Here is a 13665-nt window from a genome sequence, read left to right as displayed (position 1 = left end):
TGGTTCCACACGCCTCAACGGGGGTCCAGATGTCCGTGTCATCAACCGTCGTCACCAGGGATGCCATCGCACAGTTCGCCGGTGAGGTCTTCGCCTCCATGCCCCGCGTCGACCAGCGCCGCTGGGCCGAGGTCTATCTGCGGGGCCTGCTGCTGGTGGAGGGGAAGAAGTCGATCCGCCGGATCTCCGAGGACATCCTCTACCTCCCCGCCCACCAGTCGCTCCAGCAGTTCATCAACCAGAGCCCCTGGGACTGGGACCCGGTCCGCGCCCGGCTGGTCCGGTACGCCGAGTCGCTGGGCACGCCGGGGGCCTGGGTGCTCGGCCGGACCGCGATCCCCAAGCGCGGCGAGCGGTCGGTCGGGGTGGCCCGCAGGTTCCTGCCCGAGGCGGGCCGGATGGTCAACTGCCAGATCGGGGCCACGGTCTCGCTGGCCACCGACGCCGGCAGCATCCCGGTGAACTGGCGGCTGCTGCTGCCCCCGCGCTGGCTGGAGGACCCGGAGCTGCGCCAGTCCGCGTACCTGCCGCCCGGTGCGCGGGCCGACCCCGAGGGGCGCGAACTGCTGGCGATGCTCACCCAGATGACGGCCGGCTGGGGGGCGACCCCCGCCCCCGTCGTCGGCGACCTGCGGCACGTCGAGGACGCGGCCCACCTCATCTGCGCCCTGACCGGGCGGGGCATGCCGTACGCGCTGGAGGTGGACGGCTCGCTGAACGTGCTCGACGGCGTCAGTGTGCGCACCAGCTCGGCGGGCAGCCGCGCCCGGGAGTGCCTGGCCACCGCGGTCGAGCACTTCCGCGTGCTGCACGGGGGCCGCGGCGCCGAGGAGGAGACGGGCCGCCGGCTGAACGTGGTGTCCTCCTCGGTGCGCCTGGCCGGGGACGACCCGGCGGCGGAGCCGGTACGGCTGCTGAGCGGACTGTCCCCGCGCGGGATCCCCGTGCGGTTCTGGCTGACCAACCTGACCGACCGGAGCATCGCCGACGTCATGGACCGGCTCCGGCTGCACCGCCGCAGCCAGGCCGATCTCCGCGTCCTGGAGGAGGACTTCGGCCTGCGCGACTTCGAGGGCCGCTCCTTCCGCGGCTGGCACCACCACATGACGATGGTGTCGGCCGCGTATCTCTTCGACCTGCTGGGCACCCGGCCCGTGTCCCGGACGGCCTGAGCCGTCCCCGCGCCCGGCCGCGCACCGGCCGTGCACTCGCCGGGCACCGCCGGTTCCGGCGCCGCGGACACTCCGTCGACTTACCCAGAACTCCCCGGCCCGGCCCCCGGCTCTGGGCGCCGACGGGAGAAACGTATGACGCTGGAGACACACGCCCGGACCGCACGGCCGTCCGGTGCTCTTCCCGCACCACCGTCCCGAACCGCCATCCACGGAGGCTTCCCGTGTCCCGTTCCGCACGCACACGTGCCGTCGTCACCCGCCTGTTCGCCGATGTCGCGAGCGGCAACGTCCAGGGGGTGATGGACGCCATCGCACCCGACATCGTCTTCGACCTGCCCGCCAACGAGTTCACCTCGGCCATCCCCAACCTCGGGGTGTGGCGCGGCAAGGACGAGGTCGCCGAGGCGTTCCGGCTGCGCGGTGCCTTCGCCGACGTCACCGAGTTCGAGAACCGCGAGATCCTCGTGGAGGACGACCGGGCGTTCGTCGTCAACTTCCAGCGCATCCGGCACCGGGCCACGGAATTCGAGGTGTCCTTCGAGTTCTCCATGCTGCTCACCGTCGGCGACGACGGACTCGTCCACCACTGGAAGGCGTTCTTCGACGCCTCCGCCGAAGTGGCCATGTTCCGCTCCGACATCGGCGACCGGCTGCTGGCCGCCGTCCGCGGCCGGGAGACCGACGCGGTCCGCACCCTGCTGCGGGACGGCGCCGACGCCAACCACCGCGACGCCGAGAGCGGTCTGACGGTACTTCAGACGGCGGCCGGGCTCGGCGACGCGAAGACCGTCGCCGTGCTGCTGGAGGCGGGCGGCGACGTGTACTCCGCCGACAGCCGGGCCGGCGGCACCGCCCTGCACAAGGCCGTCCAGAACGGCGACCTCGCCACCGTGCGCACCCTCGTCGAGGCCGGTGCCTTCGTCGACGCCGTCGCCCCGACGACCGGCCACACCCCGCTGATGGACGCCCTCTGGTACAAGTGGCCGGACGTCGTGCGCTACCTGCTGGAGCACAACGCCGGGCTCAACCTCTCCACGCACTACGGGTTCTCGCTGCGCGAGCACTTCGAGTACGAGCTGAACGTCAACACGCGCGGCAAGGACAAGATGCTCGCCGCCGACCGGCTCATCAAGGAGCGCCTCAAGGACGACGAGGACGGCAGGGCGGCGCACCGGCTGATCGCGGCCACCACCGAGGGCGACACGGTCGCGGTCCGGGCCCTGCTCGACGAGGGCGCCGACACCGAGCAGCGCTACCCGGTCGTCAACGGCTTCAACGACGCCCACACGGCCCTCCTGGTGGCCGCCCGCGACGGGCACACCGAGATCGTCCGGGCCCTGCTGGACGCCGGTGCCGACGTCAACGCCGTCGAGCCCACCTTCGGCGCCGTGCCCCTGCACAAGGCCGTCTACAACGGCCACGCCGACATCACCCGCGTCCTCGTCGGCACCCCCGGCACCGACCTGGACTTCCAGGGCGCCACCAACGGCTACACCCCCCTGCACGACGCCCTGTGGCACGGCTACGAGGAGTGCGCGCGCGTACTGCTCGCCGCCGGTGCCCGCACCGACCTGACCGGCCACGACGGCAAGACACCCCTCGACATCGCCACCGACGTGTTCGGCGCCGGCCACGCCCTCACCGGCGAACTGGCCGCCCGCGCCTGAGCACGCGCCGCGGAACCGGAGGAGAAACATGCTCTTCTACGTCCAGATGAAGTGGAAGCACGAAGGCCGCATCACCCTCGACGAACTCTGGGAGATCGAGCAGGAGGAGGCCGAACACGCCCAGGAGACCGTCGACTCCGGCTTCTGCGTCGGCATCTGGAAGGTGGCGGCCCAGAAACGGGTGATCGCCATCATCGACTCGCCCGACGCCGAGGAACTCGACCGCACCGCCCTGGGCCGGCTCCCCATGCGCGAGTACCTGGAGTTCGAGCAGGTGTGGCCGCTGCGGGACTACCTCGGGTTCGCCGACGATGTGAAGTCCCGCTACAAGGTCTGACCCGCCCGCGGGCGCCGCCGCCCCGCGGTCCCCCGACACGAGAGGAACAGCCGTGATCCACCAACTGATCTTCGCCGCCCCCCGGCCCGGCATGAGCACCGAGGAGTTCCACCGCTACTGGGTGCAGGAGCACGCCGTACGGTACGCCGCGAAGATCCCGCAGATCAGGAAGTACGCGGTGGACACCACCGTGCCGCACCCCGGCGGACGGCCGCCGCTGTGGGACGGCGTCGCCGAGATCTGGCTGGAGAACGAGGAGGAGCAGCTGGCCTCCCTCCAGACCCCCGAGTTCCTGGAGGGCGCCCGGCTGGACGAGCCCCGCTGGGCCGCGTTCTGGCGCACCGTCGTGCTCGACACCGACACCGAGGTCGTCGTCCCGGGCACCGGCGCCGCCTCCGTCCAGCCGGGCGTGAAGCTGCTGCTGCTGGCCAAGCGCCGCGAGGGCCTGGGCCGCGACGCGTTCCGCCGCCACAGCCGCGAGACCCACGCCCCGCTGGTCACCCGCGTCCCGGGTGTGACCCGCTACCACCAGTCCTTCACCCGCGACTCCTGGTACGGCATCAGCGAGCCGCCCTTCGACGCCGCCTACCACATCTGGTTCGACAGCGCCGAGGCCATGGCCGACGCGCTGCTCTCCGCCGAACAGGCCGATGTCGAGGCCGACTACAAGAACTTCGTCAACGAGCAGTACCTGCACACCGTCCCGGTCCGCGAGAACTGGGTCATCGGTCCCGAGCCCCGCTGAGACCGCGGCCCGCCACGGCTCCGCGCCCGCCGCGCGGAGCCGTGGCGCCACCCGCCCCACAGCCCGCCCCCCCCGAGCCCGACCGTCGTCCCTCCGCCCCTCGCCGCGGAACACGCTGAAGAAGGAGCCAGCGCCGTGAAAGCCGTCGTGATGGCCGGAGGTGAAGGCACTCGCCTGCGTCCCCTCACCTCCAGCCTGCCGAAACCCCTCCTGCCCGTGGCCGACCGCCCCGTCATGGAACACGTCCTGCGCCTGCTCGGCCGGCACGGCATCGACGATGTCGTCGTCACCGTCCAGTTCCTCGCCACCCTCGTCGAGAACCACTTCGGCGACGGCACCGACCTCGGCATGCGGATCACCTACGCCCACGAGGACCAGCCGCTCGGCACGGCCGGCAGCGTCAGGAACGCCGCCGACGCGCTGGCGGGCGAGCCCTTCGTCGTCATCTCCGGCGACGCCCTGACCGACATCGACCTCGGCGCCGCCATCCGCAGCCACCAGGACAACGACGCGCTGGTCACCGTCGTCCTCACCCGCGTCCCCGACCCGCTGGAGTTCGGCATCACCGTCCTGGACGAACAGGGGCGCGTCGAACGGTTCCTGGAGAAGCCCACCTGGGGCCAGGTGTTCACGGACACCGTCAACACCGGCATCTACATCATGCGGCCCGACATCCTCGACCACGTCGCCCCGGACACCGCCGTCGACTGGTCCGGCGACGTCTTCCCCCGCCTGCTCGCCGAGGGCCTGCCGCTGTACGGGTACGTCGCCGACGGCTACTGGGAGGACATCGGCAGCCACGACAGCTACCTCAAGGCGCAGACCGACGTCCTGGACGGCACCGTGCGCACCGACCCGGCCGGCTTCGAACTCGCCCCCGGCATCCGGGTGGGCGAGGGCGCCGAGATCCACCCGGACGCCGTCCTCACCCCGCCCCTGCACATCGGCGCCTACGCCCGTATCGGCGAGAAGGCCGAGATCCGCGGCCACTCGGTCGTCGGCCGCGGCGCGGTCGTCGGCGCCCACAGCCTCCTGGACGCGGCCGTGCTCCACGACAACGTCTACGTCGGCCCCGGCGCCGCCCTGCACGCCGCCGTCGTCGGCCGGGGCAGCGACATCATGCGCGGCGCCCGCCTCGAACCCGGCGTGGTCGTCGGCGACGACTGCACCATCGGGGAGCACGCGATCATCGCCTCCGGTGTCCGGATCTATCCGTCCAAGACCGTCGAGGACGCCGCCTGCGTCAACACCTCCGTCGTCCGGGAGACCCGCGGCCAGGCCCAGCTGTTCGGCCGCCGCGGCGTCGAGGGCATCCTCAACGTCGACATCACCCCGGAACTCGCGGTGCGCCTCGCCGCCGCGTACGCCACCACCATCAAGAAGGGCGACGTCGTCGCCCTGGCCGCCGACCACTCCCGCGGGGCCCGCGCCCTGGCCCACGGTGTGGCCGCCGCGCTCCAGGCCGCCGCCGTCCACGTACGCGACCTGGAGACCGCGCCCCTGCCCGTACTGCGCCAGCAGACCCGGCTCGCGGCGGTCGGCGGCATCTACGTGCGCACCGTGCCCGGCGAACCCGACTCGGTCGAGATCCTCTTCCTCGACCAGCACGGCGCCGACCTCACCGAGGCCGCCAAACGCAGGCTCGACCGCGTCTACGCGCGCCAGGAGTACCGCCGGGCCTTCCCCGGCGAGATCGGCACCGTCACCCACCCCGCCGGGGTGCTCGACACCTACGCCGACTCGCTCACCGAGCATCTGGACCGGCGGCGTATCGCCGCCTCGGGGCTGCGGGTCGTCGTGGACGCCGCGCACGGCACCACCGGCCGCGTCCTGACCGAACTCATCGGACGGCTCTCCCTGGACGCGCTGCTCACCGACGCCGGACCGGACGAGACGCGGCCCACCGAGACCGACGGCGAACGCGCGGACGCGCTGGCCCGGCTCGGCGCGACGGTGCGCGCCGCGGGCGCCGACCTCGGGGTGCGCCTCGACCCGGTCGGCGAACGCCTCGTCCTCGTCGACGACCTGGGCGAGCCGGTCGACGACGGCCGCGCCGTCCTCATCCACGCCTCCCTGGCGGCCCGGCACCACGGAAGAGGCCGGATCGTGCTGCCCGTCACGGTCTCCCGTACGGCCGAGACGCTGGCCGCGCGCCACGGCGCCCGCGTCCACCGGGTGGGCACCTCACCGGCCGCGCTGGCCGAGGCGGCCGCCGCCCCCGACACGATCCTGGCCGGGGACGGGCACGGCGGCTACATCGTGCCCGGCGGCGCCGCGCCGCTGGACGCCCCGGCCGCCTTCGTGCACCTCGTCGCCCACCTCGCGCGGTCGCCGCACCGGCTCAGCGAACTGGACGCGGAAATACCGCAGGACCACGTCCTGCAACGGGAGATCGCCACACCCTGGTCGGTGAAGGGCGCCGTCATGCGCACCATGGCCGAGAGCAAGGGCGACCACGTCCTGGACACCACGCTCGACGGGCTGCGCATCGTCGAGCCCGACGGCAGCTGGGCGCTCGTCGTGCCCGACGCCGCGCAGGCCGTCACCCGCATCTGGGCCGAGGGCGCGACCCACGCCGACTCCCAGGCGGTGCTCGACAAGTGGTCGGCCCGGGTGGCGGGCGTCACCGGCTGACGGCCCGCCGCCCCACCGTGCCCGCGTTCCGGGCGGTGTGCGGGGGACCGCCTCCCCCCGTGCCCTCCGCCCCGCCCGGAACGCGTGTCCCGCCCCGGCCGCGCCGCGGGCCGGTGCCCACCGGGGCCTACAGCGCGGGCCTGCCGTCGGGCTCGACCACCAGCCCGTGCGCGTCGCCCTCGACGAGGTCCGCGTAGATGCGGGCCAGCTCGGCGACCCGGACACCGCCCGTGCCGTCCGCGCCCATCTTCTCCAGGGTCTCCGCGACCCATCCCGGGCTCACGCCGTTCAGCCGGATCCCGCGCGGCGTCTCCAGCGCGGCGGCGCCGACGAAGCCCGCCAGCCCGGCGTTGATCAGCGCCCCGAACGCCATACCGGGCCCGGACACCCGGAAGGACCCGCTGGTGAGCGTGATCGAACCGCGCTCGCGCAGCCGCCCCAGCGCGGCCCGCACCAGCCGCACCTGGCCCAGCAGCTTGCCCTGGAGACCGTGCAGGAACTCCGCCTCGGACGGGTCGCCCAGCGGCGTCAGCCGGCCGCTCGCCGCGCAGCAGACGACGGCGTCCACGTCCGGCACCCGGTCGAAGAGCGCGTCGAGCGACGCGGGATCGTCCATGTCCACCCGTACGTCACCGCGCCGCGCCGCGCGTACGACGTCGTGCCGCGCCGACAGCTCGTCCGCGACAGCCGCTCCGATGGTTCCCGTGGCCCCGATCACGATGATCCGCATGGCGGCGATCCTAGGTCCTCACCGGGCCCGCGAACGCCCCGCTCACCGTCCCGTGGGCGTGCCGCGCAAGTGTTCGATCATGTTCGGCCATCCCTGGTCCGGGCGGTTCTACCGGCGGTAGAATCCCCGTATGAGCCGTACGAGCAAGCCGACAAGCATCAAGACCAGCGAGAAGGTGCGCGACCGGCTGCGCACCCTCGCCGAGGAGCGCGGCACCACCATCACCGAACTGCTCGAAGACCTCGCGGCCCGCGAGCTGACGGAGGCCGAGCGGCGCCGGCGCGCGCTGGAGGCGGCCCGTGAGCTGGGCGTCGAGTACACCGAGCAGGTGGAGCGGGCCGGGCAGGACGCCTGGGCCAGGATCCGCGCCCACCAGGGCGGCTCCGGCACCGCCGCGTGAACCTGACAGCCGTGCTGGACCACACGGCCCTGGCCGCGCTGTACCGGGCCGACCCGTTCCTCACCGGCCTGTACATCGAGGCGTCGCGCGGCACCGGCCGTGTCCTCGTCCCCTCCCTCGCGGTCCTCGCCGCCGAGCGCCGCACCCCGGGCGCCGGACGGCACGCCGCCTCGCTCCGGTTCGCCGAGCAGGTGCCTTTCGGCGTCGCGCACGCCACCGACGCGATGGACTGGCCGGACGTGGCCGAGCCGGTGGCCCACGCCGCGGCCGTCGTCCGGCAGGCGGTCCGGGCGGGCGAGCCCGTGACCCTGCTGTCCCTGGACCCCGCCCTGTACGCGGCCACCGGCGTCACCCCGCTCGACCCCACCTGAGCGCCCGGCCGCCGCACGGTGTTGACTGACCCCGGCGGCCGGACCCGGAGACGGGCGGAAGGGACCCGGCCGGACGTGAAGTCGTCGTCGTAAGGGGGGAGTCGGGGACTCTTGCGCTCACTGTCACCAGCACCTCCCGCTTCCCCGGCTCCGCCGCGCCCGGGGCCACGGCGGACGGCCGCGCTCGCGCTCCGGTGGTGCGCCGCCGCCGTGCTGCTGCTCGGCGCGTGCGGAACCGAGACGGCGACACGGACGGCGGCACAGGCGTCCCAGGGACCCGGGGCGGCGGCCACCGCGTCCCTCGGCTGGGGCACCATGCAGCCGTCCGGTGTCACCGGCGCCCGCCTCACCGACGACGGCCGCACCCTGGTCCTCGACACCCGCGTGCCCAGCGGCGGCGGACGGGCGTGCGTGCGCGACCTGGAGGCGAAGGTCACCGAGTCGGCGCCGCGCACCGTCCGGGTGCAGATCACCTTCTCCTCGCCGTCCATGGACCGGGCCTCCGGCTGCACCGAGGAGAGCCCGGCCACCACCAGGGTCCGGCTGCCCGAACCGCTGGGCCGCCGGACCCTGGTCGTCGACAACGGTGTGCAGTTCACCGCCGACGGCGCCGGGCCGCCCGCGCTGCGGCTCTGCGGGGAAGCGGGCTGCCGCCCCCCGGCCACCGGCTGCACCGCCGCCTCCTACGAACAGGCGCTGCGCGCGGCGGACGCGCCCCGGCACACGTACCGGAACGCGGAGCACTGCGACGGCAGATGGCTGGTCCTGGACTTCACCTGGCGTACGGGACCGGCGTGCGCGGGCTCCTCCGAACCGGGCTGCGACGCCCACCTGGGCGACCGCTGGTTCTTCCGGGCCCAGGAGTCCGGCTGGCAGCCGGTCGCCCACGGCAGGGCCGGGGGCTGCGCGGCCGTGCACCGCGTGGAGCCCGCCTTCCCGGCGGCGCTGTGCGCCCCGCTCGCCCCGTTGTCCGGCTGACCGGCGCGCCTCCGGTCAGGCACCGCCGAGCTGCCGGGCCGCCAGCGCGGTGATCTGCGCGGCCAGGTCCGCCAGGTCCGGCTCGTGCCGTACGGCGGCCCGCGCCAGCCGGTCCACGTCCGCCACCCACGCGCCGGTGGCCCGGTCCGGCTCGCCGATCCGCGCGAACCCGCGGTCCAGCAGCCCGCGGGCCGCCTCGTCCCGGCCGCGCGCGACGGCTTTGACCGCGCCGAGGGCGTTGGCGAGCGCGCTGGCGGGCCGTGACCACTCGCCCTCCCGGGCGCGCGCCGCCGGGTTGCCGGTGTCGTAGGACGGGTCACCGGCCACCGAGGCCGTACGGACGTCCAGGTCGAGCCGCCAGAACAACGGCACCCCGGTGAAGCGGACGAACAGCAGCCGCCGCCGGTCGGAGCGGTGGAAGTCGGGGTCGTGGCGTACGCTCCCGACCGGCTGCACGGCCGCCAGCGCCGCCACCGCCTGCTCCAGGCAGTCCGGGAACCGCCCGTCCGGCGCCACCCAGAGGATGTCGAGGTCGCTGAAGGCGTCCGCCGTGCCCGCCCCCAGCGAACCGGCGAGCTCCGCCCGGGAGTCCGGGCAGCACCCCTCCAGCGCGCCACGGATGCGCTCGGCGAAGGCGGCGCGCTCGGTCTCGGAGGACGGGAAGGCCATCCGCACACGGTAGGGGCGGCGCCCCGCGCACGCCATGGGTGCCCCAGCCCGCACCCACCCACGGTTGACAACACATCATTGACAACAATCTGTTTGCTCGCCATGATGGGCGACATGCCCGCGACCCCGCAGCGCCCCGACGCGCCCACCGAGCCCGCCGACGCCTTCGAGCCCCCGAGCGCGGAGGAGGCGCGGGCCCGTCGCACGTACGCCTCCCTCTTCCGTATCGCCGAACGCCATGCCGCCACGGACGGGCAGCGCCGCCGGCAGACCCACCCTCAGGTGCTCGCCCCGCACGAGGCGATCCGGCTGGTGTCGTTCCTGCTCAGCGGCGCGGCGCTGCCCGAGGACGGGGAGGCGGAGGTCGACCGCGCCGACATCACCGCCGCGCTGAGCCTCGTGCCGCTCGCCCGCGCCGAGATGGACGAACTGGAGGCCGGACTCCTCACGATGGCCCGCGGACGCGGCATGACCTGGCCGGAGATCGCCTTCGGCCTCGGCCTGGCCACCCCCCAGGCCGCCCGCCAGCGCCACGAACGCCTCCTCAGCCGCACGGACCCGGGCACGGGCACGGACCGCTGAACCTTCGTCATCCTCAACGCCGTTGGAGAGTCGTAAGGTTCACCCGCCGCGGGCGGTCGGAGGCCGGTGCGGTTCCCGATCGGTACCGCACGGCGGCGGGTGTGCGTATCGCATCGGCGTATGGAGGTTGACATGGCCAAGTTTTCCCGAGGCATCGCACGCATCGGAGTCGTCGGAGCCGCCGCGGCGGCCCTGGGTTTCGGGCTCGCGGGATCGTCGTTCGCGGACGTCCAGTACCAGTGGGTCGGTGAAGGGGACGGCTCGTGCAGCAAGAAGATCGCCGCCAATGTGTGTTTCTGGGTGGACAACAACTACAAGGGGTACGGCGTCGCCCTGGTGGGCCCCAGCTTCAGCGTGCCGGACATCCTGAAGGAAGGATTCCCCGTCATGGACAACAAGATCTTGTCCTTCGTCAACAACACCGACCGGAACTACTGCCTCTACGAGAAGGAGGGCTACGGCGGCGCTGTGATGCAGATGGGCCCCAGGGAGCACTGGGCGAGCCTGCCTTCCTGGATCAATGACAAGGGCAGCTCCATGAAGCCCTGCTGAGTCGGCCGATCCGGCTGGCTCAGCACGACCGGTCCGTGCCTCCGGGCCGGGTGCCCACGATGCTCCTGCGCAGCGGGTAGGCGACGAGCAGGGCGGCCGCCATGAGGAGGCCGCTCGTCCAGAGCGGTCCGAGATCGGCGGCCGGGCCGGTGAGGGCGGGGGCGGCGAGGAGGGGGCCGGTGGCGGCGCCGGTGTTGAGCGCCGCCGTCGCGTACGCCCCGGCCATGGTGGGCGCCCCCGAGGCCGCGTAGAGGACCCGGGTGATCAGCGTGCTGCCCACCGCGAACGACAGCGCGCCCAGGGCGGGGACGAGGACGAGCAGGGCGGCCGGCTCGCCCGCCGACAGGGCGAGCACCGGCCAGCCGAAGGCCAGGGCCGGGCCGCCCACCGCGAGGACCGGACCGGGCCGCCGGTCGGACAGCCGCCCGGCGGCGGTGACCCCCGCGAAGGACCCGGCGCCGAAGAGCACCAGCACCACCGGGACCCACCGCGCACCGAGCCCGGCGGTGCCGGTGACGACGGGCGCGAGGAAGGTGAAGCTCGCGAACGTCGCCGCGTTCACCAGTGCGGCCGGGAGCAGCGTCGCGAGCAGGCGCGGGTCGCGCAGCCGCGCCAGCTCCGCGCGCAGGCCGGGCCCGCCGCCCGCGTCCGCCCCGGCCCCGGCGGGCACCCCCTTGAGGATGCCCAGGGCCGCGGGCAGGCAGAGGGCCGCGACCGCCCAGAAGACGGCCCGCCAGCCGAGCAGCGTGCCCAGCAGCGCCCCGCCGGGGACCCCGGCGACCGTGGCCACCGTCGTCCCGGACAGCAGCACCGCCAGCGCGCGGCCCCTGCGGTCGGGCCCGGCCAGCGCGGCCGCCGTCGTCACCGCCACGGCGAGGAACCCGGCGTTCGCGAACGCCGCGACGACCCGGGTGGCGCACAGGACCGCGAAGCTCGGGGTGAGGGCGCCCACGACATGAGCCGCCGCGAACACCAGCACGAACACGAGCAGTCCGGACCGTCCCGGCCGGTTGCGGGCGAGGGCGGCCATCAGCGGGGCGCCCACGGCCATCCCGGCCGCGAAGGCCGACGTGAGCGCGCCCGCGGTGCCGGTCCCCACATCGAGGCCGGCGGCGATGCCGGGCAGCAGCCCGGCGAGCATGAATTCGGAGGTGCCCATGGCGAAGACCGCCAGGGCGAGCGGATACAGGGCGAGAGGCATCGAGTGACCCCGAGGTGAGGAGAGGTACGAGAGGACGACGTCTCGTCACCGCGGTCGGCCCCCGGGGGCACGGCTGACGGCGGACCGGTGCGGTCCGGGGCCGTGAAGCGGTGGACCGGTCGGCAGGTGGCCCGGTCGGCCAGTTGCCCGGTGGTCCGGTGGTCCGGTGCTTCAGGGGTGCTGCGTCAGGGGTGCAGGGGGCCGACGGCGTGACCGGCGGCCCCCACCTCGGCTGACTCGGGGCTCGACATGCGCCGCACGGTAACGCACCGGCCTGCGCCTCCGCACGCCGGTTTCCCCCGGCCCTGCCCGTCCGGCTGTGATCCACATCACCGGAAATGCGCGCGGTTCGTCCCGCCCCACCCGCAACCCCGGCCCCCGCCGCACGTCTGAAGCCCATGGAGGCCCGGACTCCCCGGCTCCGTTCCCCGAGTGAAGGATCGTCATGTCCGCATGTCATGCCGCCCCGCGCGGGCCCGCGTACGCGCCCCCACCGGCGAGGACGGCCGGTGTCGCGCGAGGCGCGGGAGGCGGAGAAGGCCGGGGAGGCGGGGAAGGCAGGGGCGGCGGCTTCGGGGGAGCGGTGACGGCCACGGGTTCGCCGGTCGCGTCCGCCGGCGCACTCCGGCGTACCTGGGGACGGTTGTTCCGGCGCGCTCCCGAACGGTCCGCCCCCGAACGGCCCGTGGCCGCCCCGGCACCCGTCCCGCCACGCGCCGCGGCACCCCCCGCCGCGCCCACCACGGCGTCCGCCGCGGGCAGCGGCACCGACCGGGGCGGCGAACCGGACCGGGCCGCCGACTTCGACCGGCTCTACCACCACCGCCGGCTCGCGCTGGTGCGTCTGGCCGTACTGCTGGTCGACGACCTGCCCACCGCCGAGGACGTGGTGCAGGACGCGTTCACGGCGCTGCTGCGCCGCCACGGGCCCCGTCTGGAGCGGCTGGACGACCCGGAGGCGTATCTGAGGACATGCGTGGTCAACGCCGCCCGCTCGGTGCTCCGGCGGCGCCGGACCGTCCGCCGCGCCGTCCTCGAACGGGAGCGCCCCGCCCCGCCGCCCGAGGAGTACGTCCTGCTGCACGAGGAGCACCGCGAGGTGCTGCGCGCCCTGACGCGGCTGACCGGCCGTCAGCGCGAGGTCCTGGTGCTGCGCTACTGGTCCCACCTCACCGAGGCGCAGATCGCCGAGACCCTCGGCCTGTCCCGGGGCACGGTCAAGTCCACCGCCAGCCGCGCCCTGGACGCGCTGAGCAGGAACCTGGAGGGGCCCCGATGACCGCCGCCGCCCGGCACGGCCGCACCGAAGAACGCCTGCGGGCCGCCCTGGACGCGCGGGCCCGCCTGGTCGGGCCGGGCAGGCTGCGGCCCCCGGCACCGCCCGCGGCCCCGGCCGCCGCACGGCTGCGGCTCCGGCGCGGGGCCGCGGTCCTGGTCGCCCTCGCCGCGGCGGTGGCGGGTGCCGTGCTCTGGCTGGACCACCGCCACCAGACCACGCCCGCCCCGCCCGCCGGGCCCCCTTCCGTCACCGGCCCGCGGCCTCCCGCCCCGCCGCCCGCGGCCCCCTCCGCCGTCCCCCGTTCGCCGGACGTCGCGGCCCCCAGCCCCCGCTGAACCCCGTACC

15 protein-coding genes are annotated in these 13665 nt (G+C 74.6%); 12 read left to right on the top strand and 3 right to left on the bottom strand.

Features of this window, described 5'->3' with window-relative positions; genetic code table 11:
• The first annotated feature begins 29 nt into the window (after positions 1–29).
• The 5 genes from B086_RS0105455 to B086_RS45870 all read left to right on the top strand — a co-directional run bounded on the left by B086_RS0105455 (position 30) and on the right by B086_RS45870 (position 6558).
• Positions 30–1172, top strand: coding sequence for a transposase (locus B086_RS0105455; protein WP_026252129.1), 1143 nt, complete (start codon positions 30–32; stop codon positions 1170–1172).
• A 224-nt stretch (positions 1173–1396) separates the two neighbouring features.
• Positions 1397–2842 (top strand): ankyrin repeat domain-containing protein, encoded by a 1446-nt coding sequence (locus B086_RS0105450; protein WP_018565394.1) that lies wholly within the window; start codon positions 1397–1399, stop codon positions 2840–2842.
• A gap of 28 nt (positions 2843–2870) precedes the next feature.
• Complete coding sequence (locus tag B086_RS0105445) at positions 2871–3179, top strand: muconolactone Delta-isomerase family protein (protein ID WP_018565393.1); 309 nt, start codon at positions 2871–2873, stop codon at positions 3177–3179.
• Between the two features lie 52 nt (positions 3180–3231).
• On the top strand, positions 3232–3924 hold the full coding sequence (locus B086_RS0105440; protein WP_018565392.1) for an EthD family reductase: 693 nt from the start codon (positions 3232–3234) through the stop codon (positions 3922–3924).
• A gap of 135 nt (positions 3925–4059) precedes the next feature.
• Positions 4060–6558: a sugar phosphate nucleotidyltransferase gene (locus B086_RS45870; RefSeq protein ID WP_018565391.1), complete on the top strand. Its 2499-nt coding sequence runs from the start codon at positions 4060–4062 to the stop codon at positions 6556–6558.
• 127 nt (positions 6559–6685) lie between these two features.
• Here B086_RS45870 and B086_RS0105430 read toward each other — a convergent pair whose 3' ends face one another.
• A complete protein-coding gene (locus B086_RS0105430) occupies positions 6686–7288 on the bottom strand; it encodes a short chain dehydrogenase (protein WP_018565390.1) in 603 nt (200 codons plus the stop codon).
• Positions 7289–7418: 130 nt separating this feature from the next.
• On the opposite strand from B086_RS0105430, the gene B086_RS0105425 reads away from it, so the two are divergent.
• The 3 genes from B086_RS0105425 (at position 7419) to B086_RS0105415 (ending at position 9037) form a co-directional block, all read left to right on the top strand.
• Complete coding sequence (locus B086_RS0105425) at positions 7419–7688, top strand: hypothetical protein (protein ID WP_018565389.1); 270 nt, start codon at positions 7419–7421, stop codon at positions 7686–7688.
• An 11-nt stretch (positions 7689–7699) separates the two neighbouring features.
• Positions 7700–8059, top strand: coding sequence for a PIN domain-containing protein (locus tag B086_RS0105420; protein ID WP_234029255.1), 360 nt, complete (start codon positions 7700–7702; stop codon positions 8057–8059).
• Between the two features lie 210 nt (positions 8060–8269).
• Positions 8270–9037: a hypothetical protein gene (locus B086_RS0105415; protein ID WP_018565387.1), complete on the top strand. Its 768-nt coding sequence runs from the start codon at positions 8270–8272 to the stop codon at positions 9035–9037.
• A gap of 15 nt (positions 9038–9052) precedes the next feature.
• On the opposite strand, the gene B086_RS0105410 is transcribed toward B086_RS0105415, so the two are convergent.
• Complete coding sequence (locus B086_RS0105410) at positions 9053–9706, bottom strand: hypothetical protein (protein WP_018565386.1); 654 nt, start codon at positions 9704–9706, stop codon at positions 9053–9055.
• Positions 9707–9820: 114 nt separating this feature from the next.
• Between B086_RS0105410 and B086_RS0105405 the strand changes: the two genes are divergently transcribed.
• Together B086_RS0105405 and B086_RS0105400 are read left to right on the top strand one after the other, a co-directional pair.
• Positions 9821–10288 carry a hypothetical protein gene (locus tag B086_RS0105405; RefSeq protein WP_026252128.1) on the top strand — a complete coding sequence of 156 codons (468 nt, stop codon included), beginning with the start codon at positions 9821–9823 and terminating at the stop codon, positions 10286–10288.
• A 132-nt stretch (positions 10289–10420) separates the two neighbouring features.
• On the top strand, positions 10421–10840 hold the full coding sequence (locus tag B086_RS0105400) for a peptidase inhibitor family I36 protein (protein ID WP_018565384.1): 420 nt from the start codon (positions 10421–10423) through the stop codon (positions 10838–10840).
• Positions 10841–10859: 19 nt separating this feature from the next.
• Here the strand turns inward: B086_RS0105400 and B086_RS0105395 are convergent, their stop codons facing one another.
• Positions 10860–12041, bottom strand: coding sequence for a Cmx/CmrA family chloramphenicol efflux MFS transporter (locus tag B086_RS0105395; RefSeq protein WP_018565383.1), 1182 nt, complete (start codon positions 12039–12041; stop codon positions 10860–10862).
• A 643-nt stretch (positions 12042–12684) separates the two neighbouring features.
• On the opposite strand from B086_RS0105395, the gene B086_RS0105390 reads away from it, so the two are divergent.
• Both B086_RS0105390 and B086_RS44515 read left to right on the top strand, forming a co-directional pair.
• The gene (locus tag B086_RS0105390; protein ID WP_078530994.1) at positions 12685–13320 is read left to right on the top strand and encodes a SigE family RNA polymerase sigma factor; all 636 of its coding nucleotides are present in this window, start codon (positions 12685–12687) and stop codon (positions 13318–13320) included.
• Positions 13317–13655 (top strand): hypothetical protein, encoded by a 339-nt coding sequence (locus B086_RS44515; protein ID WP_018565381.1) that lies wholly within the window; start codon positions 13317–13319, stop codon positions 13653–13655. The genes B086_RS0105390 and B086_RS44515 overlap by 4 nt, the downstream gene beginning before the upstream one ends.
• Positions 13656–13665 lie beyond the last annotated feature (10 nt).

Origin of the sequence: Streptomyces sp. PsTaAH-124, from assembly GCF_000373685.1 — a bacterium.
Classification (GTDB): domain Bacteria; phylum Actinomycetota; class Actinomycetes; order Streptomycetales; family Streptomycetaceae; genus Streptomyces; species Streptomyces andamanensis.
Note: the sequence above shows the minus strand (reverse complement) of the source record. Positions and strands in the feature narration are given on the sequence as shown.

Coding starts and splice junctions, on each gene's coding strand:
- B086_RS0105455 (WP_026252129.1), top strand. CDS start 30: ATGTCCGTGTCATCAACCGTCGTCACCAGGGATGCCATCGCACAGTTC.
- B086_RS0105445 (WP_018565393.1), top strand. CDS start 2,871: ATGCTCTTCTACGTCCAGATGAAGTGGAAGCACGAAGGCCGCATCACC.
- B086_RS0105430 (WP_018565390.1), bottom strand. CDS start 7,288: ATGCGGATCATCGTGATCGGGGCCACGGGAACCATCGGAGCGGCTGTC.
- B086_RS0105425 (WP_018565389.1), top strand. CDS start 7,419: ATGAGCCGTACGAGCAAGCCGACAAGCATCAAGACCAGCGAGAAGGTG.
- B086_RS0105410 (WP_018565386.1), bottom strand. CDS start 9,706: ATGGCCTTCCCGTCCTCCGAGACCGAGCGCGCCGCCTTCGCCGAGCGC.
- B086_RS0105405 (WP_026252128.1), top strand. CDS start 9,821: ATGCCCGCGACCCCGCAGCGCCCCGACGCGCCCACCGAGCCCGCCGAC.
- B086_RS0105400 (WP_018565384.1), top strand. CDS start 10,421: ATGGCCAAGTTTTCCCGAGGCATCGCACGCATCGGAGTCGTCGGAGCC.
- B086_RS0105395 (WP_018565383.1), bottom strand. CDS start 12,041: ATGCCTCTCGCCCTGTATCCGCTCGCCCTGGCGGTCTTCGCCATGGGC.
- B086_RS44515 (WP_018565381.1), top strand. CDS start 13,317: ATGACCGCCGCCGCCCGGCACGGCCGCACCGAAGAACGCCTGCGGGCC.